This window comes from Bacillus sp. FSL K6-1003, assembly GCF_037964945.1.
GTDB classification, from domain to species: Bacteria; Bacillota; Bacilli; order Bacillales; family Bacillaceae; genus Bacillus; species Bacillus mojavensis.
In genome coordinates, this window is sequence record NZ_CP150176.1 from 2,339,229 (window position 1) to 2,359,778 (window position 20,550).

Sequence of the window (20,550 nt, forward strand, 5' to 3'; positions counted from 1 at the left end):
ATCTGTTCTTATGATAGCAAGGAAACCGCCTTATCGGCAAATGCCACCGCTTATATCGGAGGATTTTTTGCTTTTCGTTTACTCCTTACAAGATAAGGGAATTATATAATCAGATGTATAAATAAAGGAGCAGTTTTGTATGAGCCACCGGAAAGCTTTACTTATTCATAACGGAAACGCCGGCAACAAAAATATAGAAAAAGCATTAGGAGCTGTTGTGCCAGTTTTATCACAATCGTTAGATGAGGTCATCATTAAACAGACAAAGAAAAAAGACGATGCTTATCATTTTTGCCGTTCAATAGATGATTCTGTCGAGACTGTCTTTATTCTCGGCGGCGACGGTACAGTTCATCAATGCATCAATGGCATCAGTTCTTTAGAAAGAAAGCCGTCTATCGGTATTTTGCCCGGCGGAACGTGCAATGACTTTTCAAGAGTGCTGGGCATTCCTCAACATCTTGCAAAGGCAGCCGAAGCACTCGTCTCAGGAAAAAAATCTAAGGTTGATGTATGCCAGATGAACGATCATTATTTTTTAAATTTTTGGGGGATCGGCCTGATCGCAGAAACATCGAATCAAATCAACGAAACGGAAAAAGCGTTATTAGGAAAAATCAGCTATTTTACAAGCGCGTTACGTACCGTCTCATCAGCTGAGTCCTTTCCTATTTCATTGACAATCGATGGGCAAGAGATAAAAGATGAAGCCGTTATGCTGCTTGTCATGAACGGACAATACATTGGAACGAATCGAATTCCCCTGCCGGATGCCAGTATAAGTGACGGATTACTCGATATCCTCATTTGCCGCAGCACCAACCTCTCCGCTTTGCGCGAGCTAATGAATATGGAACAGGGTTCAATAGAGCGGCTCACCGGAGAGCTGTCCTATGTTCAGGCCTCTCGCGTCGAAATTGAAACGGATACCATCAAAAAGGCTGATACAGATGGAGAAGTGTATACACATACACCCGCTGTGATTCAAGTCCTTCCGCAGCACATTGACATGCTTATTCCCCGCAATGAATAACTGTCCGCTGGTAATGGACTTTATAAAGAGCGAAAAGCTTCATAGAAAGAAATCCGTTGACTCTCCCCTAAGAGGAGGTCTTACAGTATAAAGGATACACTTTCGTAAAAAGGGGAAGTTACATGAAGAAACAGAACATCACATTAGCTATATTATTAACCAATTTATTCATTGCTTTTTTAGGGATCGGGCTTGTGATCCCGGTAACGCCCGCGATTATGAATGAATTGCATTTATCCGGTACCGCAGTCGGCTATATGGTTGCATGTTTCGCTGTTACACAGCTTATTGTTTCACCAATCGCCGGACGCTGGGTTGACCGCTTTGGACGTAAAATTATGATCGTGATTGGTCTATTGTTTTTTAGTGTTTCGGAGTTTTTATTCGGCATCGGAAAAACAGTTGACATTTTATTTATATCACGTATGCTTGGCGGTATCAGTGCTGCCTTCATTATGCCCGGAGTCACGGCTTTTATCGCCGATATCACTACTGTTAAAACACGGCCGAAAGCGCTCGGCTATATGTCAGCCGCTATTTCGACAGGTTTTATTATCGGCCCCGGCATTGGCGGATTTTTAGCGGAAATCCATTCCCGTCTGCCTTTCTACTTTGCGGCAGCCTTTGCGTTAATAGCAGCAATTTTATCGATGCTAACGCTACGGGAACCGGAGCGAAATCCTGAGAATGAGAAAATAGAGGGGCAAAAAACAGGATTCAAACGGATTTTTGCACCTATGTATTTCATTGCTTTTCTCATCATTTTAATATCGTCTTTTGGATTAGCATCGTTTGAATCTTTATTTGCGTTATTCGTTGATCATAAATTCGGATTTACGGCCAGTGACATTGCCATTTTGATTACTGGGGGAGCAATTGTCGGAGCCATCACGCAAGTCGTCTTATTCGACCGCTTCACAAGGTGGTTTGGGGAAATCCGTTTAATCCGCTACAGCTTAATTCTCTCAACAAGTCTTGTGTTTTTGCTGACCATCGTAAATTCCTATGCTGCGATTTTATTAGTTACCTTCACCGTATTTGTCGGATTTGATCTTATGCGCCCGGCGGTAACAACCTATCTGTCAAAAATTGCGGGAAATGAACAGGGATTTGCCGGCGGAATGAATTCAATGTTTACCAGCATCGGCAATGTGTTCGGCCCCATCATCGGTGGAATGCTATTCGATATTGACTTAAACTATCCATTCTATTTTGCAACAGGAGCTTTAGCCATAGGCATTGCGCTGACCATTGTCTGGAAAGCCCCTGCCCATATAAAAGCCAGCATGTAAAAGTAGCGTATTCTTTGTGTACTGCAAAGGATGCGCTTTTTCATTATACTGATCATAAGGGGGGATGGCATGAAGGACTCGTTTTACTCAATTGGAGAAGTTTCAAAACTGGCAAATGTGTCGATTAAAGCGCTTCGTTACTACGATAAGATTGATTTATTCAAACCCGCCTACGTCGACCCGGATACGAACTACCGCTATTATACTGACTCCCAGCTCTATCATCTTGATTTGATCAAATCATTAAAATATATTGGCACACCTTTAGAAGAGATGAAAAAGGCACAGGAATTAGAGATGGAGGAACTGTTTGCTTTTTATACAGAGCAGGAAAAGCAAATCAGAGAGAAATTAGATTTTTTATCAACATTGGAGCAGACCATTTCTCTGGTGAAAAAGCGAATGAAACGGCAGATGGAATATCCTGCGCTCGGTGAGGTGTTTGTTCTAGATGAGGAAGAAACACGGATTATACAGACAGAGGCAGAGGGAATCGGGCCTGAAAACGTGCTCAACGCCTCATACAGCAAACTAAAAACATTTATCGAATCAGCCGATGGTTTTTCGAACAATAGCTACGGTGCTACTTTCTCGTTTCAGCCGTACAACAACATTGATGAAATGACTTACCGTCATATTTTCACGCCTGTCTTAACGAATAAACAAATTTCTGCGATTACGCCGGATATGGAAATCACAACAATACCAAAAGGCAAATATGTTTGTATCGCTTATAATTTCTCGCCAGAGCATTATTTTCTCAACTTACAAAAGCTGATCAAGTATATCACGGACCGTCAATTAACGGTTATCAGTGATGTTTACGAGTTAATCATACCGATTCATTATTCTCCGAAAAAACAAGAAGAATATCGGGTTGAAATGAAAATCCGAATCGCAGAATAATGGTACATAGAAAAAGAGCATTTTTTGAAGGTATCGTTCAAAAAATGCTCTTTCTGTTTGTTTAGTAGACAGATGTTTTCTCATCTATCGATTCTAAAATTTCTTTGACACGTGCCAGGAATCTTCCACACACGAGGCCATCAAGCACTCTGTGATCTAAAGACAGGCACAGATTGACCATATCTCTGACAGCAATCATGCCATGATCCATGACAACCGGGCGTTTGACGATCGATTCCACTTGAAGAATTGCAGCCTGAGGATAATTGATGATTCCCATCGACTGAACAGATCCGAACGAACCTGTATTGTTGACGGTAAACGTTCCTCCCTGCATATCGTCTGCTGACAGTTTTCCATCTCTCACCTTTTTGGCAAGGTCGGTAATTTCTCTCGCAATGCCTTTAATCGTTTTTTCATCAGCGTTTTTGATCACCGGAACAAATAAAGAATCTTCCGTGGCAACCGCGATTGAAATGTTGATATCTTTTTTCTGAATGATTTTGTCCCCCGCCCACATGCTGTTCATTTGCGGGAATTCTTTTAACGCCTGAGCGACCGCTTTTACGAAAAAGGCGAAAAAAGTTAAATTAAAGCCTTCTGCTTTCTTGAAGGAATCTTTTATACTGTTTCGGTATGCCACCATGTTTGTGACATCGACTTCCATCATCGTCCAAGCGTGAGGAATTTCTGTTTTGCTTCGTTTCATATTTGAAGCGATCGCTTTTCTAACAGCTGTGACAGGAATTTCTTTATCTCCGGCTGCTGAAACAGGATGAGAAACGTCTTCTTTCGTCTCCTGTTTTTGCGCTGGTGCAGGAGCTGCTGCTTTTGGCTCTTCAGTCTGTTCTGAAACGCCGCCTGAATCAATGATACGCTGAATATCTTTTCGCGTGATCCTTCCGCCGGCTCCCGTTCCTGTCACTTGCTCAAGGTCAATGCCATGCTCTCCGGCCAAACGAAGTACGGCTGGAGACAAACGTTTCTTATTGGCCTGACTGCCTGCTTCGGTGCGGTTTTCAGGAGCTACTTGCCCGGCAGTTGGCGCTTCGGTCTGATCTTGTTTTTGTTCAGCCGGCTTTGCGCCTTCTGTTTCGATTTTGCAAATAATTTCTCCGACTTGCAGGGTCTGGCCTTCTTCTCCCACAAGCTCTGTTATTGTACCGGTAAAAGAGGACGGAACCTCTGCGTTTACCTTATCTGTCATGACTTCTGCAATCGGATCGTATTTGTTCACTTTATCTCCAGGGGCGACGAGCCATTTGCTGATCGTGCCCTCCGTTACGCTTTCGCCAAGCTGCGGCATCGTCATTTGTTCTATTGCCATGATCGTATCCTCCTTACGTCTTTAAAACTCCGCTAATTCTCTCATCGCCGCTTCTACTTTATCAGGGTTGACCATAAAGTATTTTTCCATTGTCGGCGCATAAGGCATAGCTGGAATATCAGGACCTGCAAGCCGTTTGATCGGCGCGTCTAAATCGAACAGACAATGCTCGGATATAATGGCAGCCACCTCACTCATGATACTGCCCTCTTTTGTATCTTCTGTGACCAAAAGGACCTTTCCGGTTTTGGATGCGGCTTCGATGATCGCTTCTTGATCAAGCGGGTATACCGTTCTTAAATCCACCACATGTACAGAAATGCCGTCTTTTTCGAGACGTTCTGCAGCCTGTAAAGCAAAGTGGACACAAAGCCCGTATGTGATCACCGTGATGTCGTCGCCTTCCCTTTTTACATCAGCCTTGCCGATAGGAAGTACATAATCATCTGCCGGTACCTCTCCTTTGATCAGACGGTACGCGCGTTTATGCTCAAAAAACAGCACCGGATCTTCATCACGAACTGCGGCTTTTAAAAGTCCTTTCGCGTCATATGGCGTTGAAGGCATCACAATTTTCAGTCCGGGCTGATTGGCGAAAATTGCTTCGACTGATTGAGAATGATAAAGCGCTCCGTGCACGCCGCCACCGTATGGCGCTCTGACAACGATCGGGCAGCTCCAGTCATTGTTGCTGCGGTAACGGATTTTAGCAGCCTCGGAGATAATCTGGTTTACCGCCGGCATAATAAAATCTGCAAATTGCATTTCAGCAATCGGCCTCATGCCGTACATAGCCGCTCCGATACCGACTCCGGCGATCGCCGATTCAGCAAGCGGCGTATCCATGACACGCTCTTCTCCAAATTGTTCGTACAGACCGGCTGTGGCTTTAAATACACCGCCTTTTTTCCCTACATCTTCCCCAAGAACGAAGACACGTGAATCTCGTTCCATTTCTTCTTTCATCGCCAAATTGATCGCATCAATATATGACATTACTGACATTTGTACTTCCTCCCTACTTCGCATACACATAATCGAGCGCTGACTCAGGAGCTGCATAAGGAGCGTTCTCCGCCTCATCTGTCGCCTCGTTTATGATTGCCATGATTTCGTCCAGCATGGTTTGTTCTATCTCTTCAGTCAGCAGGCCTATTTCCTTTAAGTAAGCTTGATAAGTAAACAGGGGATCACTTTTTTTCGCTTCCTCTACTTCTTCACGGCCTCTGTAGCTGCTGTCGTCGTCATCGCTGGAATGCGGTGTCAGGCGGTAAGAAATCGTCTCAATTAAGGTAGGGCCTTCTCCTCTGCGCGCCCGTTCACGCGCTTCTTTCACCGCTTGATAAACTTCGAGCGGATCGTTTCCATTCACCGTTACACCAGGCATTCCATAGCCTACGGCACGATCTGAAATATTTTCACAGGCCACTTGCTTATCGTAAGGGACCGAAATTGCGTATTTATTGTTTTCACACATAAAAATAACCGGAAGCTTATGAACAGCGGCAAAGTTTGCCCCTTCATGGAAATCGCCTTGGTTTGAAGATCCTTCTCCAAATGTGACAAAAGCCGCAATGTCTTTTTTCTCCATGCGTCCAGCCAGCGCAATGCCGACCGCATGCGGCACTTGCGTTGTTACCGGAGAAGACCCCGTCACGATCCGGTTTTCCTTTTGACCGAAATGCCCCGGCATTTGGCGGCCACCTGAGTTTGGATCTGCTGCTTTGGCAAACCCGGACATCATTAAGTCCTTCGCGGTCATGCCAAACGCGAGCACGACACCCATGTCTCTATAGTAAGGCAGCACATAATCCGTTTCACGGTCAAGGGCGAAAGCTGCTCCTACTTGTGCTGCTTCCTGTCCTTGACAAGAGATAACAAACGGGATTTTACCAGAGCGGTTTAACAGCCACATTCTTTCATCGATTTTTCTTGCTAACAGCATGGTTCTATACATATCAACGGCTTCCTGATCAGTCAGCCCTAATGCTTGATGTCGGTTTGTACTCATTCAAGCGCCTCCTTTATGCTTTTAAAAATGAATGGCTTTGCCATCTGCAGCAAGCGCTGCTTCTCCAATCGCTTCAGACAGCGTCGGGTGCGGGTGGATCGTTTGCCCGACCTCCCATGGCGTCGCATCCAGCACTTTTGCAAGACCTGCCTCTGATATCATGTCAGTGACATGCGGGCCTATCATATGCACCCCGAGAATATCATCTGTGGCACGATCAGCTATGATTTTTACGAAACCATCGCTTTCCCCGTACACAAGTGCTTTTCCGATCGCCATAAATGGGAACTTTCCTATTTTGACATCGAATCCCTTCGCCTTTGCCTCTTCTTCCGTTAAACCCACACTAGCTGCTTCCGGGCTAGAATAGATGCACTTCGGTACAAGTGCCGGGTCAAGCGGGTGCGGATTAAGGCCTGCGATATGCTCCACTGCAAGAATTCCTTCATGTGACGCCACGTGGGCAAGCTGAAGGCCCCCGATGACATCCCCGATCGCATAAATATGAGATTCTTTCGTCTGGCAGCTGCCGTTAACAGAGATGACGCCATTTTCAGTGACAACATCGGTGTTTTCCAAACCGATGCCTTCGATATTTGCCTGTCTGCCAATGGAAACAAGCATTTTTTCCGATGTATAAGTGACGGTTTCTCCGTCTTTTTCCGCCTGTATGCTGATTTCACCTGATGATTTTTTCAACGTATCAGGCAGCACTTTAGCTCCTGTGACAAACTGAATTCCTTTTTTCTTAAGAAGGCTTTGCATTTCTTTTGAAATGTCCTGGTCTTCAGTCGGCAATATCCGGTCCGCATATTCGATAACCGTTACATTTACGCCAAAGTCATGAAGCATGGATGCCCATTCGATTCCAATAACTCCTCCGCCGACGATGATCATCGATTTTGGAAGCTCCTCCATTTGGAGCGCTTCATCCGAGGTTAAAACAAACTCTCCGTCCGCTTCCAGACCCGGCAGCATTCTCGGCCTTGAGCCTGTAGCAATAATGACCTGCTTCGGGATCAGCATGTCATTTTCTTCGCCATTTCCCCGTTCAACAGAAATTGTTCCCGGCAGCGGAGAGAAAATAGACGGTCCAAGGATGCGCCCATATCCGTCGTACACGTCGATTTTTCCTTTTTTCATTAAATGATTCACGCCCGCTGCAAGCTTATCAACAACCGCCTGCTTACGGTGCTGCACCTTTTCAAAGTTGAGGGACACGCCGGACGTTTCGACTCCGAATTGATCGGCTTCACGGGCTGTCCGGTACACTTCTGCGCTTCTAAGCAGCGCTTTACTCGGAATACAGCCTTTATGCAGGCATGTTCCGCCAAGCTTTTCTTTTTCTACAACGGCTGTTTTTAAGCCGAGCTGCGCCGCTCTGATCGCCGCGACATAACCGCCTGTACCGCCGCCCAGAATGACTACATCATACTCAGTTGCCATCTGACTCACTCCTGTCTATTCAATGCGATATTGTTTGGATTGCTCTTCGCCCTGCAATACCCTGAGCGCCCCTTGGGCCAGAGATTGCAGTTCGTTTTCTCCCGGATAAACTAAAACGTCCGAAATCCAATCTATGTATGAGCTGATGCTGGAAACAAAGCTTTTGCCGTAAGCCAGACCTCCTGTCAGAACAATGGCCTCGACTTCGCCTTTTAATACGGCGCTTGCTGCTCCGATTTCCTTCGCTACCTGATACGCCATGGCATCAAAAATTAAGCGGGCTTTTTCATCGCCCCCCTGAATCATTTGTTCAACTTTCACAGCGTCATTTGTACCGAGATAACCGGAGAGCCCGCCGGTTCCGACCAGTTTTTTCATCATTTCTTCTTTTGTATATTTTCCTGAAAAGCATAAATTGACGAGATCCCCCGCAGGCACTGTTCCTGCGCGTTCAGGACTGAACGGCCCCTCTCCGTGAAGGCCGTTGTTGACATCTACCACCCGGCCCCGATCATGCACCCCTATTGTAATGCCGCCGCCCATGTGAGTAATAATCATTTTCATATGCTCATATCGTTTGCCAAGAGAGGCTGCCGCCTTACGGGCGACAGCTTTTTGATTTAAAGCATGAAAAATGCTTTTTCGTTCAATTTCAGGCATGCCTGACATTTTAGCGAGCTCTGACATTTCGTCAACTACAACAGGATCCACAATATAAGATGGAATGTTGAGACCGTCAGCAATTTCTCTTGCGATAATACCTCCTAAATTGGAGGCATGCTGTCCGGCATAACCGCTTTTCAAGTCCTCAATCATGTCGTCATTCACTTCATATGTCCCGCCTTCTATCGGGCGGAGAAGACCGCCTCTGGCACAGACAGCATCAAATTTCGAGATATTAATGCCTTGTTCATGAAGCGTTTCGAGGATATGCTTTTTTCGAAACTCATACTGGTCAATAATATGGTCGAACTGCTGCAGCTCTTCTATGTTGTGTCTCAGTGTTTTTTCAAAAATACTGCGTTCATTATGAAAAACACCGATTTTCGTCGAAGTTGAGCCTGGATTAATGGTGAGAATGCGTTTTTCATCATGTAGCATTTCAAAACCTCCAGATCAATTTCTTAGCGTCTGCTTAATATATGGTGGCCGTTCTGCAAAAACTGGCTTCTTGAGCGGCGATTGCGTTCAATTCGCTCTTCAGCCAAGCGGTCAGCCGCTAAATACGTCGGAATGCCGTCACGCTGGGAAATGTCAAGGACCCGTTCAATATTAGCGTAAATGCCCTCAACCTTTTTCAGTGCACGTTCCGCATTATAGCCGTAAAGCTCATCCGCCACATTGATAACGCCGCCCGCGTTGATGACGTAGTCCGGTGCGTAAACAATGCCCATTTCGTGAATTTGATCGCCGTGACGAGTTTCTTTCAGCTGATTGTTAGCCGCGCCTGCAATCACTTTTGCTTTCAGCTGCTTAATAGTATCGTCATTGATGGTTGCACCAAGAGCACACGGCGCATAAATATCGCAGTTTTGTGAATAAATATCTTCTGGATCAACTGCATGTGCACCAAAATCTTGTACCGCACGTTCAACTGATTGCTTGTTGATATCCGTAACGATTAAGCTTGCTCCTTCTTCATGAAGGTGGCGGCATAGATTGTAAGCCACGTTGCCAACACCCTGTACAGCGATGGTTTTTCCTTCAAGAGAGTCTGTGCCGAATGCAGCTTTAGCGGCAGCCTTCATGCCTTTATACACTCCGTAAGCCGTAACAGGCGACGGATTTCCTGAAGAGCCGAATGCAGGGGAAATACCTGTGACAAAATCTGTTTCATCATGAATGATATCCATATCCTCAACCGTTGTGCCGACATCCTCAGCCGTAATATATCTGCCGTTAAGCCCTTGAATATAGCGGCCAAACGCGCGGAACATTTCTTCATTTTTATCCTTGCGCGGATCGCCGATGATGACCGTTTTTCCGCCTCCCAGGTTTAAGCCTGCCGCCGCGTTTTTATAGGTCATGCCTCTTGCAAGTCTGAGTGCGTCCTCAATTGCAGCCTCTTCATTTTCATATGTCCACATTCTCGTTCCGCCAAGTGCAGGTCCCAGCGTCGTATCATGAATTGCGATAATTGCTTTTAATCCTGATTGTTCGTCTTGGCAGAAAACCAATTGCTCATAATCGTATTGCTCCATATATTTAAACAGTTCCATATCAGTTCCTCCTAAAGTGTGTATTCTTCAGATGCGCATAATGCCAGCGCGATCGAATACAGTTTGTTTTCAGCGGAATCCGCTCGGCTCGTTAATGCAATCGGCGCTTTGGCTCCCGTAATGACAGCCGCCACGTGTGCTTTTGCAAAATAAATCAGTGATTTATATAAAATATTTCCCGCTTCAATCGAAGGAACGAGAAGAATATCGGCGCTGCCCGCTACGTCCCCCGAAATCTTTTTCTGAGCCGCAGCGATTTGCGATACTGCATTATCTAAGGCAAGCGGACCATCTACAATGCACCCTTTAATCTGCCCTCTTTTGTACATTTGGGCGAGAGCAGCTGCATTGACCGTCGCTTCCATCTTCGGATTTACCGTTTCTACCGCTGCAAGGGCAGCCGCTTTTGGCATATTGTTCCCTACTGCATGCGCGACATGAACAGCATTTTGAAGAATCTGCTGAAGCTCCTCCAGCGAAGGGGCGATGTTCATAGCCGAATCTGTCACAAACATCAGCCTCTCAAAACCGGGAATATCAAATACGGCCACATGAGAAAGGACACGGGATTTCCGCAGGCCTTCCTGTTTGTTTAATACCGCTTTAAGCAAAACAGACGTCGGCACATTCCCTTTCATTAAGACATCCGCTGTTTTTTGATGAACAGCGCGAACCGCTAGCATCGCTGATTCCTCCGGCGTATTGGCATGAATGATTTCCACTTGATGCCCTTGCATGGATGATGTCAAGTCGTTCAGTTTTTTGCTGTCGCCCACTAATAAAAAACGGACGGACAAATGCTCGGCTGCCAGTTTCACAGCCCGGATCACTTCCTCATCCTCAGCATGAGCAACCGCAATGGTCTTGTTTTTGTGCATCGACGCTTTGCCGATCAAATCTTTCAGCTTCATCAGTTACCACCTTTCTTGTCTCGACTCCGCTTTTTATTATGCAAGTTCTATGCCAGCTCGGTGCGATGCTGTCATGATGGATGCGAAGAAAGATTCGTGCAGACGTTTGCGCTTATTCTGCAAATTATTGCATGCCTTCATTTGCAAGGCCGTATTTATCCATTTTGTAATATAAATTTCGAATGCTGACGCCGAGAGCTTTCGCTGTTTTCGTACGGTTAAAATGATGCTTTTCCAGCGTTTGCTGAATCAAGTGAGCCTCAAATTTTTCAACGGCCTTAGACAGCTTTTCGCCTTCGATGTCAGGAAAATCAAAACCGGCTCCCTGTTCTGCGCTGTTTTCTTTTTGTTCTATTTCAAATACAGGCAAATGCTCTTTTTCAATCCATTCCATGTGCGGCTTCAGAAAAATCATTGCTCGTCCAAGGACATTTTCCAGCTCGCGGACATTCCCCGGCCAATGGTAAGCCGACAATGCCCGCAAAGCCTGCTGCGTCAGTCCCTTTACATTCCGGCCATAATCCCGGTTAATTTTTTGAATGAGCCTTTCACTGAGTGCTTCAATGTCTTCAATCCGCTGACGCAATGGGGGAATAGAGATGGGATAACGATTAATACGGTAATACAGATCTTCACGGAACGTTCCATCCGCCATTGCTTTTTCGATATTTACATTTGTGGCTGCAATAATTCTCACATTAACAGGGATTGCCTTCGTGCCTCCCACTCTGACGATCTCTTTTTCTTGAAGAACGCGCAGCAGCTTCGCCTGCATATTTTGCGTCAGCTCGCCGATTTCGTCTAAGAAAATACTGCCGTTATTGGCTTCTTCAAATAAGCCCTTCTTGCCGCCACGCTTTGCTCCCGAAAACGCGCCTTCCTCGTAGCCAAACAGTTCCGATTCCAGAAGATTTTCTGAAAGAGCGGCGCAGTTTACGCGGATGAATTTATTGTATTTCCTGTCGCTTTCGTTATGGATGGCATGGGCAAACAGCTCTTTTCCAGTGCCCGATTCTCCGCGCAGCAAAATCGTTGCCGGCGTTTTCGCTCCGAGCTTCGCCTGCTCAAGCGCAACCAGCATTTGCTCACTTTTGCCGATAATGTCGTCGAAGGTATATTTCGCTTCGAGCGTGCGGATAATCTGTCTGGCCCTGTTAAGCTCTGCGGTCAGCATTTTAATTTCTGACACGTCATGGATCACGCCGACACTTCCTTTTAAAATGCCATCCACAATCACCGGCGCTACATTGACGATGACCTCTTTTTCATTCGGGCCGACCTTCATTCTGACGCCGCGCACTGGGCGTCTTGTCTCAAGCACCTTTAAATGCATGCTTTCTCCTTCAGAAATATCAGTGCTTGCCGGCTTGCCGATAACTTCTTTTTCAGAAAGTCCCGTCATTTTTGTGTATGCTTTATTGATCAACAGGCCAATGCCATTTTCATTAACGACAGAAATCGCCTCATCAGAGGATTGTATAATCGCCTCCAGCATCGTGCGCACCTGTTTTAGATTTGTCACTTCCTCCGCCAGCTCGACCGCATCTGTAATATCCTTAAATACACAGAGTGCTCCGAGCAGACGTCCGCCTTCATCAATGATCGGCAGCCTGGTTGTTACAATTTGCAAATTTTCACCCAAAAGCTGCTTTTGATTGTATTCAGGCTCTCTTGTTTTTAAAATCCGAGGCATCTTAGTGCTCGGGATGACTTCTTTGATCGGGCGCCCAATGACTTCCTCGCGTTTTTTTCCCACCATTTTTTCAGCCATATGATTAAACAGAATGATCTCTTCATTGATATCAATAAAAATCATCCCGTCATGGGTGGAATTAAAGATCCGGTCATGCTTGTAGGTTTGTTCTTTTAACATTTGAATCAGCTGCTGTTTTTCTTCCATGAGCTGAAACACAATATAAGCCATCTTCCCCGGCATAACAATGGTCTGCTCATGCTTTTCCTGAAGAAGTTCGTCAAGTACAGCTTGATCACCCGTTGTATGAATGACGATATCCGGCTTTTGTTGTATGTATGGTTTCCAATCTGATGAAACGGCAATTCCATAATGTTTTGCTTCTTTTAATCCCGGCGCTTCGGGGTTTTTGTCAACCACGGCAATAATGTCTATGATGGCTGTTTTAATGAGAATTTGTAATAACGCCGTTCCCCTTTTACCGGCACCTACAATCAGTACCTTCTGCATCCCGATACCCCTTTGTATGAAAAAATTTGCATACCTATTTTTTCCGTTGCAATAATTTGCACAACCCTATGTTACCACGTTTTCTTCTCTTGACAAAATATTTTTTCCGCTGGACAATAAAGGAAATGAAAAATAAAGGGGTTTTCTGAACATGAGCCGACTTTTTGCGCTTTTGATTTTAGTGCTCCCCGGCGCCATTTCTGCTATGGGCATTAAACTGATGAGAGATATGCTTTTCGGCCATACGGTAAAGCCGTTTTCTTCTCTTTGGCTCCAAGGTTTATCAGGATTTATCTTTTTTGTTTTCGGCCTGTATGTGCTGGCCGGGTTCATCTTGTACAGAGACAGAAAACGCAATCAAGTCAGTCCGCGATTCAGAAAACAAAAGATGTAAAAAAGCCGGAGCGCGCTCCGGCTTTTTTGTTCGCACTATTCATCAGGCAAGACAGTCTTGGCAATCGTTTTGTCCAGCGCTTCATAATCATAATAAGAAATCGTTTCATACAGTTCCTTACGCGTCTGCATATCATCAAGCCCTTCTTTTTGCGACCCGCGCTCCCTTATCAGGCTAAACATCCGTTCATAAGCCTTTGCCGCAGCTCTGAGCGTGGTGACAGGATAGATCACCATCTGAACCCCCATAGCAGCAAATTCATCAGCATGATAATACGGCGTTTTCCCAAACTCCGTCATATTGGCAAGAAGCGGGACAGGGATCTGTTCAGCAAACTCGCGAAATTCGTTTTCCGTTTGAAGCGCTTCCGGGAAAATTGCGTCCGCTCCCGCCTCAATGTATGCCGAAGCGCGTTTTATGGCGGATGCAAGTCCTTCCTGCGCTCTTGCATCTGTACGGGCGACAATGACAAGTGATGGCGCCGCTTGTTTGATGGCTTTTATTTTTTGCGCCAATTCCTGAGCCGGGACAAGCTGTTTGCCATTCAAATGCCCGCATTTTTTCGGAAGCTGCTGGTCCTCTATTTGCACAGCTGCCACCCTTGCCTCCAGCATCTCGCGGGCAGTGCGGGCAGCGTTTAATACCCCGCCAAAGCCCGTATCGATATCAACGAGCAAAGGCAGGTCTGCTGCGCGGACAAGATCTTTTGCCCGTTCGGCCATTTCTGCCGACGTAACAATTCCGAGATCAGGCAGCCCCCTGCTGGCCGTATAAGCCGCACCCGATAAGTATAAGGCAGAAAAACCGGCCTCCTTCGCAAGCAAGGCGGCCATCCCGTCATGAGCGCCGGGAATTTGCAATATTTCCGGCGCGCACATCAGCTTGCGGAAGCGTTCAGCAAGCTCTTCTTGTGACGATTGCTTATTGACGATCCAAGACATGATACGAGTCCTCCTTCTACATACAGAACATATCGACAAAATCGTTTACACGCATGGTTTGCAATGTTTCATAACTGGTGCAGTTCTTGTAAATATGGTTTTGCTGTTTCTCAGAAAAATGGGTTTTGAGATTCGCAGAAAACTTTTCTAACAATTTTGGCACAGCCTCGTCTCTTCGAAAACGATGCCCCAGCGGAAATTCACATTCAACCATCTCTGTACTCGTTCCGTCTTTAAAATGAATCTGAACGGCATTTGAAATGGAGCGTTTATCTGGTTTAAGGTAATCTTCAGTATATGCTTTGTTTTCAGTTACTTCCATTTTTTCTCGAAGCTTATCTATTCTTGGATCACTTGCCGTATCTGCCTCATAATGCTGTGCAGTGATATCACCGAATATTAAACCAATCGCTGTGATGTATTGCAGACAATGATCGCGATCCGCCGGATTATGCAGAGGGCCTTTTTTATCAATGATGCGAATAGCTGATTCATGCGTTCTGATGACAACACGGTCAATTTCATCGATACGGTCTTTGACCTGCGGATGAAGAATGACGGCACACTCTGCCGCTGTCTGGGCGTGGAATTCCGCAGGATAAGAGACTTTGAACAACACATTTTCCATGACATAAGCGTCAAGCGGGCGGGCAAGCTTGATCTCTTTCTTATTGAATAATACGTCTTGAAATCCCCATCCCGGAGCGGTCAAAGCTGTCGGATAACCCATTTCGCCTTTTAACGCCATCAGTGCGAGATGAACGCCCCTGCTGGTCGCATCTCCTGCGGCCCACGATTTGCGCGAGCCTGTATTAGGTGCATGCCGATATGTCCTCAAGGCTGCATTGTCAATCCAAGCATTCGAAAGCGCATGATTGATTTCTTCCCTACCGCCGCCCAGCAGCTTTGCGGCTACAGCCGTCGTTGCCACCTTGACAAACAACACATGATCAAGACCGACTCGGTTTAAGCTATTTTCTAACGCCAGCACACCTTGAATTTCGTGAGCCTTAATCATCGCTTCAAGGATGTCACGGACCGTTAATGGCTCTTTTCCTTCAGACAGCCTCACTCGTGATACATAATCAGCCGCCGCAAGAATGCCGCCCAAATTATCTGACGGATGCCCCCACTCCGCAGCAAGCCACGTATCGTTGTAATCAAGCCAGCGGATCATACACCCTATGTTAAATGCTGCCCGTACAGGATCAAGAACATATGACGTTCCCGGCACTCTGCTTCCGTTTGGCACAAGGGTTCCGGGGACAATCGGGCCGAGCAGCTTGGTGCATTCGGGATAGCGGAGCGCTAAAATCCCGCAGCCGAGTGTATCAAGCAAAACGTGACCTGCCGTTGTAAACGCTTCTGAACTCGTAATCTCTTTCTCAAGCACATAGTCTGTTATTTCTTCAATGACATGATCCGTTTTCAACATTCGACCAATTCCTTTCATGATTTGGATTTGTTCTCATATCGCGGGCCGGTATAGCGGACACGAGGGCGGAACAAGCGGTTATTGGAATGCTGTTCCATCACATGTGCGCACAAGCCTGCTGTTCTCGCACTGAAAAAAACAGGCGTATACAATGGAATTGGTATGCCAAGCATCCAATACACCGGGGCGGCATAATAATCCAAATTCGGATAAAGCCCTTTTTCCCGCTCCATCAGCTGCTCCCCCGCTTCACACATTTCGTATAAGCGATGATCGCCGGCTTGATCGCATAGTTGCTGAAGCGCTTCTTTCATCATAAGCGCTCTCGGGTCCATTTTTTTCATATACACCCGGTGGCCGAAGCCCATAATTTTTTCTTTTTTTCTCAGTTTTGATAACAGGATTTGTTCAAAATCAGGCGTTGTTTTTGCCTCTAAGAGCATATACATGACCGCTTCGTTTGCGCCTCCATGTAGATTTCCCTTCAAAGATGCTACAGCTCCTGTCAATGCGCCATAAAGATCCGATTGTGTTGAGGCGATCACCCTGGCTGTAAAGGTTGAATTTGGCATCTCATGCTCGCTGTACAGGATAAGTGAACGGTCAAAGATCCGCTCTTCCAATGCGGATGGTATTTTTCCCGTCATCATGTATAAGAAATTCGCGCTGTAGGATAGGTGCTGAAGCGGGGAAATTGGTTTTCCTTTATTTATCATTCTATAGCTGCTTGCTGTGAGAGCAGGCATTTTTCCTAAAAGCTGATAGGCGCGCTCCTTGTTTGCAGAAGGCGATCGATCGTCAATTTGGCGGTCGTAGCCGGCAAGAGCTGACACCCCGGTTCGCAGACTATCCATCGGATGAGTATGTTCAGGCAGCAGCTCAAGCAGACGGACAATGTCAGCCGGCAGGTTTGAAGCGCTGTTGACCTTCCTTTTGACCGTTTCCGTTTCATTGTCAGCCGGCAGCCTCCCCTCCAGCAATAGATGCACCAGCTCAAGATAGCTTTTGGTTTTTGAAAGATCTATTAAATCATAGCCTCGAATCAATATCTGACTATACTGTGTGTCAAGATAAGAAATATTCGTTTCTGCTGCGACGACCCCGTCAAGACCTGGAGAAAAATGCTGTTTACCATCCATATCCTCAACCTCCGCTTTGCGTTATTATCTGTCAGATTGTGCCAAGCAGGTGCTTGGAAATAATGAGTCTTTGAATTTCATTTGTGCCTTCATAAATTTGTGTTACCTTTGCGTCCCTAAGCAGCCGTTCGACCGGATAATCCTTCATATAACCATATCCTCCATATATCTGGACTGCCTCAAGTGCAGCTTTCACCGCTGAATCAGAAGCAAATTGTTTAGCCATGGACGCTTCCTTTCCGCAGGCCAGACCGCGGGTATGGAGATCTGCCGCATGATAGACAAGGTGCCTTGCCGCCTCTGCTCTTGTCGCCATATCGGCGAGCTTAAACGATATGCCTTGATTGGCTGCGATAGGCCTGTTGAATTGGACACGCTGTTTCGCATAAGCAACCGCATATTCCAGGGCAGCCTCTGCGATTCCCAGCGCTTGTGCCGCAATGCCGATGCGCCCCACATTCAGGTTCGCCATTGCGATTTTAAATCCATCCCCCTCTTGGCCCAGTAAGTTCTCTTCCGGCACTTCCGCATTTTCAAATATCAGCTCTGTTGTGTTGGAACCGTGAAGCCCCAGCTTTCTTTCTTTTTTGCCGACTGTAAAACCAGGTGTGTTCTTTTCAACGATAAAAGCCGAAATCCCGTTCCTGTTTTGGCCTGGGGCAGTTAAAGCAAACGTAATATAGAGGTCAGCGGCACCCCCGTTCGTTATGAAGATTTTCGATCCGTTTAAAATATATTTGCCGTTCTTTTTGATTGCTGTGGTGCGAAGGCTCCCGGCATCCGATCCAGAGTAAGGCTCAGTCAGCGCAAATGCACCCAAATAGTTTCCTGAGGCGAGTTTCGGTATATACTTCACTTTTTGCTCTTCGTTTCCGAAGTACAAAATCGGATTTGTGCCCACTGAGGAATGAACCGAAAGAATGACACCGACCGCCGCGCTGATTTTAGAAATCTCATGAATGGCCAAAATATAAGAAACAACGTCCGCTCCAGCGCCGCCATATTGTTCCGGCACTGGTATTCCCATCAAGCCGTGTTCACCCATTTTCTTCATTAGCTGAAATGGAAATTCATCTGTTTTCTCCATGACCTCCGCAGCAGGAGCAATTTCTTTTCGGGCAAAATCACGCACCATCTTTCGCATCATGACTTGCTCTTGGGTTAAATGCAACTTGGCCACCCCCGGGTTGGAATTGACTTCAGGTATTCTTCTCCTCGCCGTAATGATAAAAACCGCGTCCGCTCTTTTTGCCGAGCCACCCTGCTTTGACGTACTTACGAAGCAGCGGGCAAGGGCGGTACTTGGAGTCACCAAGCCCGGAGTGAAGGACTTCCATAATCGACAAACATGTATCCAGCCCGATAAAATCAGCTAACTTAAGGGGTCCCATCGGGTGATTCATACCAAGTTTCATAACCTGGTCTATTGCGTCTGGCTCAGCTACCCCCTCATAAAGGCAATAGATGGCTTCATTGATCATTGGCAAAAGCACACGATTGGAGACAAATCCGGGAAAATCATTGACTTCGACCGGCGTTTTCCCCATTTTTTCCGCTAATGCAATAATGGCTAACGCAGTTTCATTTGATGTCGCCAGGCCGCGAATGACTTCAACCAGTTTCATCACAGGAACGGGGTTCATAAAATGCATGCCAATGACATGTTCAGGTCGGTTTGTGACAGCTGCAATTTCTGTTATCGGCAAGGAGGATGTATTGCTGGCCAAAAGCGTATGAGCCGGGCAAATAAGATCAAGGTTTTTGAACAATTTAGTTTTTGCCGTCATGCTTTCTGCAATTGCTTCAATCACAACATCCGCATGCTGCGCCTCCTCCAGCGCCGGGGAAAGAGAAATACGGCTGATAACAGCCTTCACTTCTGCTTCCGTCTTTCTTCCTTTTTCAGCATCGCGGGTCAAATGCTTTTTTATGTGCTGAAACCCCGTTTCCGCTGCCTCAGGATTCAAATCATACAGCCGCACATAAAAGCCGGCTTCAGCCGCTGTTTGGGCAATTCCGCTTCCCATTTGTCCGGCGCCGGCTACCATGATATGTTTGATTTCCATTCAAATCCCCTTCTCCGTCAATGTTTAATGAACTTGAACCAAGACAGCGTCTCCCTGAGCCGCTCCGCTGCAAATAGCAGCAATCCCCAGTCCACCTCCCCGGCGCTTTAATTCGTACACAAGTGTCATCAAAATTCTCGCACCGCTAGCACCGATCGGGTGGCCCAGTGCAATTGCTCCGCCATTGACGTTTACTTGTTCAAGATCAAACCCAACGATTTTTTCACATGTTAATACAACAGAAGCAAATGCTTCATTGACTTCAAAAAGGTCAATATCCTGTAATGTAAAGCCGGTCTTTTTCAGCAGCTTGTTTATTGCGTATCCCGGGGCCGCCGCAAGCTCATGCGCTTGCATTCCGGCTGTTGAAAAACCAAGAATGGTTGCAAGAGGACGCTTTCCAAGTTCAGCGGCTTTTTCCTCAGACATTAATACAAATGCTCCCGCTCCGTCGTTGACTCCCGGCGCATTGCCGGCTGTAATGGATCCGTCACTCGAATAAATCGGAGAAAGTTTCGCAAGCTGATCGAGAGTGGTATCGCGGCGAATCGCTTCATCTTTGTCAACAATGTTTGTTTTTCCTTTCCGGCCAAGCCAGCTGACAGGAACAATTTCATCATCAAACTTTCCTTCATCGACCGCAGCAGCCGACCGCTTATGACTTCGAAGGGCCCATTCATCCTGCTCTTTACGTGAAATGCCATATTCCTTGGCCGCCGTATTTCCGTGAACGGCCATGTGCACTTCATCAAAAGCGCACATTAATCCGTCGTAAACCATTAAATCCCTCAGCTCCCCGTTACCCATCCGTGCCCCCCAGCGGCCAGCGGGAACAGCATACGGAATATTGCTCATGCTCTCCATGCCTCCGGCAACAAGAATGTCCGCATCACGCGCCCGAATCATTTGGTCACATAGAGTGACAGCGCGAAGGCCAGAGGCGCAAACTTTATTTAGTGTTTCCGATGGCACACTCCAAGGCAGTCCGGCTATACGGGCAGCTTGCCGGGAAGGTATCTGGCCCGCACCGGCTTGGACAACCATACCCATGATGGCGCCTTCCGCCTGATCTCCAGAGACTCCGGCACGCTTTAACGCCTCTTTCATAGCAGCGCCCCCGAGTTCAGCAGCTTTTACTTCTTTTAACGCACCTCCAAATTTGCCAAACGGGGTTCTTGCGGCACTTACAATGACTGTTTTCCTCATGGTTTCACCTCAAATCAAAAG

Annotated in this window: 18 protein-coding genes; 4 read left to right on the forward strand and 14 right to left on the reverse strand. The window is 46.5% G+C overall.

Going from position 1 to position 20,550, the window contains the following annotated elements:
• Positions 1-139: 139 nt before the first annotated feature.
• From NSU16_RS11870 to NSU16_RS11880, 3 genes are all read left to right on the forward strand, one after another.
• Positions 140-1,033, forward strand: a complete 894-nt coding sequence (locus NSU16_RS11870; RefSeq protein WP_339190937.1) for a YegS/Rv2252/BmrU family lipid kinase — start codon at positions 140-142, stop codon at positions 1,031-1,033.
• Between the two features lie 122 nt (positions 1,034-1,155).
• Positions 1,156-2,325 carry a multidrug efflux MFS transporter Bmr gene (gene bmr, locus NSU16_RS11875; protein ID WP_010334860.1) on the forward strand — a complete coding sequence of 390 codons (1,170 nt, stop codon included), beginning with the start codon at positions 1,156-1,158 and terminating at the stop codon, positions 2,323-2,325.
• A 69-nt stretch (positions 2,326-2,394) separates the two neighbouring features.
• Positions 2,395-3,231 (forward strand): MerR family transcriptional regulator, encoded by an 837-nt coding sequence (locus NSU16_RS11880; protein WP_029441362.1) that lies wholly within the window; start codon positions 2,395-2,397, stop codon positions 3,229-3,231.
• A 61-nt stretch (positions 3,232-3,292) separates the two neighbouring features.
• Here NSU16_RS11880 and NSU16_RS11885 read toward each other — a convergent pair whose 3' ends face one another.
• The 8 genes from NSU16_RS11885 to NSU16_RS11920 all read right to left on the reverse strand — a co-directional run bounded on the left by NSU16_RS11885 (position 3,293) and on the right by NSU16_RS11920 (position 13,348).
• The gene (locus NSU16_RS11885; RefSeq protein WP_339190940.1) at positions 3,293-4,558 is read right to left on the reverse strand and encodes a dihydrolipoamide acetyltransferase family protein; all 1,266 of its coding nucleotides are present in this window, start codon (positions 4,556-4,558) and stop codon (positions 3,293-3,295) included.
• Between the two features lie 21 nt (positions 4,559-4,579).
• Positions 4,580-5,563, reverse strand: a complete 984-nt coding sequence (gene bfmBAB / locus NSU16_RS11890) for a 3-methyl-2-oxobutanoate dehydrogenase subunit beta (protein ID WP_103672249.1) — start codon at positions 5,561-5,563, stop codon at positions 4,580-4,582.
• Positions 5,564-5,576: 13 nt separating this feature from the next.
• Positions 5,577-6,569 carry a 3-methyl-2-oxobutanoate dehydrogenase subunit alpha gene (gene bfmBAA / locus NSU16_RS11895; protein WP_024121984.1) on the reverse strand — a complete coding sequence of 331 codons (993 nt, stop codon included), beginning with the start codon at positions 6,567-6,569 and terminating at the stop codon, positions 5,577-5,579.
• A 21-nt stretch (positions 6,570-6,590) separates the two neighbouring features.
• On the reverse strand, positions 6,591-8,015 hold the full coding sequence (lpdA, locus tag NSU16_RS11900; RefSeq protein WP_168748195.1) for a dihydrolipoyl dehydrogenase: 1,425 nt from the start codon (positions 8,013-8,015) through the stop codon (positions 6,591-6,593).
• A gap of 15 nt (positions 8,016-8,030) precedes the next feature.
• Positions 8,031-9,116 carry a butyrate kinase gene (buk, locus tag NSU16_RS11905; RefSeq protein ID WP_010334864.1) on the reverse strand — a complete coding sequence of 362 codons (1,086 nt, stop codon included), beginning with the start codon at positions 9,114-9,116 and terminating at the stop codon, positions 8,031-8,033.
• A 23-nt stretch (positions 9,117-9,139) separates the two neighbouring features.
• Positions 9,140-10,234 carry a branched-chain amino acid dehydrogenase gene (gene bcd / locus NSU16_RS11910; RefSeq protein WP_339190942.1) on the reverse strand — a complete coding sequence of 365 codons (1,095 nt, stop codon included), beginning with the start codon at positions 10,232-10,234 and terminating at the stop codon, positions 9,140-9,142.
• 11 nt (positions 10,235-10,245) lie between these two features.
• Positions 10,246-11,145 carry a phosphate butyryltransferase gene (yqiS, locus tag NSU16_RS11915; protein WP_339190945.1) on the reverse strand — a complete coding sequence of 300 codons (900 nt, stop codon included), beginning with the start codon at positions 11,143-11,145 and terminating at the stop codon, positions 10,246-10,248.
• A 124-nt stretch (positions 11,146-11,269) separates the two neighbouring features.
• Positions 11,270-13,348 (reverse strand): sigma 54-interacting transcriptional regulator, encoded by a 2,079-nt coding sequence (locus tag NSU16_RS11920; protein WP_339190948.1) that lies wholly within the window; start codon positions 13,346-13,348, stop codon positions 11,270-11,272.
• A 151-nt stretch (positions 13,349-13,499) separates the two neighbouring features.
• On the opposite strand from NSU16_RS11920, the gene NSU16_RS11925 reads away from it, so the two are divergent.
• Positions 13,500-13,742: a DUF2627 domain-containing protein gene (locus NSU16_RS11925; RefSeq protein WP_010334868.1), complete on the forward strand. Its 243-nt coding sequence runs from the start codon at positions 13,500-13,502 to the stop codon at positions 13,740-13,742.
• A gap of 35 nt (positions 13,743-13,777) precedes the next feature.
• Here the strand turns inward: NSU16_RS11925 and prpB are convergent, their stop codons facing one another.
• From prpB to NSU16_RS11955, 6 genes are read right to left on the reverse strand one after another with little or no spacing between them, the layout of a single operon-like run.
• The gene (gene prpB / locus NSU16_RS11930; protein WP_339190951.1) at positions 13,778-14,683 is read right to left on the reverse strand and encodes a methylisocitrate lyase; all 906 of its coding nucleotides are present in this window, start codon (positions 14,681-14,683) and stop codon (positions 13,778-13,780) included.
• 16 nt (positions 14,684-14,699) lie between these two features.
• The gene (locus NSU16_RS11935; RefSeq protein WP_268449544.1) at positions 14,700-16,118 is read right to left on the reverse strand and encodes a bifunctional 2-methylcitrate dehydratase/aconitate hydratase; all 1,419 of its coding nucleotides are present in this window, start codon (positions 16,116-16,118) and stop codon (positions 14,700-14,702) included.
• Positions 16,119-16,132: 14 nt separating this feature from the next.
• On the reverse strand, positions 16,133-17,257 hold the full coding sequence (gene mmgD, locus NSU16_RS11940; protein ID WP_326195953.1) for a citrate synthase: 1,125 nt from the start codon (positions 17,255-17,257) through the stop codon (positions 16,133-16,135).
• Positions 17,258-17,288: 31 nt separating this feature from the next.
• Positions 17,289-18,428 carry an acyl-CoA dehydrogenase gene (locus tag NSU16_RS11945; RefSeq protein WP_010334872.1) on the reverse strand — a complete coding sequence of 380 codons (1,140 nt, stop codon included), beginning with the start codon at positions 18,426-18,428 and terminating at the stop codon, positions 17,289-17,291.
• Between the two features lie 28 nt (positions 18,429-18,456).
• Positions 18,457-19,323, reverse strand: a complete 867-nt coding sequence (locus NSU16_RS11950) for a 3-hydroxybutyryl-CoA dehydrogenase (protein ID WP_339190954.1) — start codon at positions 19,321-19,323, stop codon at positions 18,457-18,459.
• A gap of 24 nt (positions 19,324-19,347) precedes the next feature.
• A complete protein-coding gene (locus NSU16_RS11955) occupies positions 19,348-20,529 on the reverse strand; it encodes an acetyl-CoA C-acetyltransferase (protein ID WP_268505004.1) in 1,182 nt (393 codons plus the stop codon).
• Between the last annotated feature and the right edge of the window lie 21 nt (positions 20,530-20,550).

Coding starts and splice junctions, on each gene's coding strand:
- mmgD (WP_326195953.1), bottom strand. CDS start 17,257: ATGGATGGTAAACAGCATTTTTCTCCAGGTCTTGACGGGGTCGTCGCA.
- yqiS (WP_339190945.1), bottom strand. CDS start 11,145: ATGAAGCTGAAAGATTTGATCGGCAAAGCGTCGATGCACAAAAACAAG.
- bfmBAA (WP_024121984.1), bottom strand. CDS start 6,569: ATGAGTACAAACCGACATCAAGCATTAGGGCTGACTGATCAGGAAGCC.
- NSU16_RS11870 (WP_339190937.1), top strand. CDS start 140: ATGAGCCACCGGAAAGCTTTACTTATTCATAACGGAAACGCCGGCAAC.
- NSU16_RS11925 (WP_010334868.1), top strand. CDS start 13,500: ATGAGCCGACTTTTTGCGCTTTTGATTTTAGTGCTCCCCGGCGCCATT.
- bfmBAB (WP_103672249.1), bottom strand. CDS start 5,563: ATGTCAGTAATGTCATATATTGATGCGATCAATTTGGCGATGAAAGAA.
- NSU16_RS11935 (WP_268449544.1), bottom strand. CDS start 16,118: ATGTTGAAAACGGATCATGTCATTGAAGAAATAACAGACTATGTGCTT.
- bcd (WP_339190942.1), bottom strand. CDS start 10,234: ATGGAACTGTTTAAATATATGGAGCAATACGATTATGAGCAATTGGTT.
- buk (WP_010334864.1), bottom strand. CDS start 9,116: ATGCTACATGATGAAAAACGCATTCTCACCATTAATCCAGGCTCAACT.
- lpdA (WP_168748195.1), bottom strand. CDS start 8,015: ATGGCAACTGAGTATGATGTAGTCATTCTGGGCGGCGGTACAGGCGGT.
- NSU16_RS11880 (WP_029441362.1), top strand. CDS start 2,395: ATGAAGGACTCGTTTTACTCAATTGGAGAAGTTTCAAAACTGGCAAAT.
- NSU16_RS11950 (WP_339190954.1), bottom strand. CDS start 19,323: ATGGAAATCAAACATATCATGGTAGCCGGCGCCGGACAAATGGGAAGC.
- NSU16_RS11955 (WP_268505004.1), bottom strand. CDS start 20,529: ATGAGGAAAACAGTCATTGTAAGTGCCGCAAGAACCCCGTTTGGCAAA.
- NSU16_RS11885 (WP_339190940.1), bottom strand. CDS start 4,558: ATGGCAATAGAACAAATGACGATGCCGCAGCTTGGCGAAAGCGTAACG.
- prpB (WP_339190951.1), bottom strand. CDS start 14,683: ATGTCTTGGATCGTCAATAAGCAATCGTCACAAGAAGAGCTTGCTGAA.
- NSU16_RS11920 (WP_339190948.1), bottom strand. CDS start 13,348: ATGCAGAAGGTACTGATTGTAGGTGCCGGTAAAAGGGGAACGGCGTTA.
- bmr (WP_010334860.1), top strand. CDS start 1,156: ATGAAGAAACAGAACATCACATTAGCTATATTATTAACCAATTTATTC.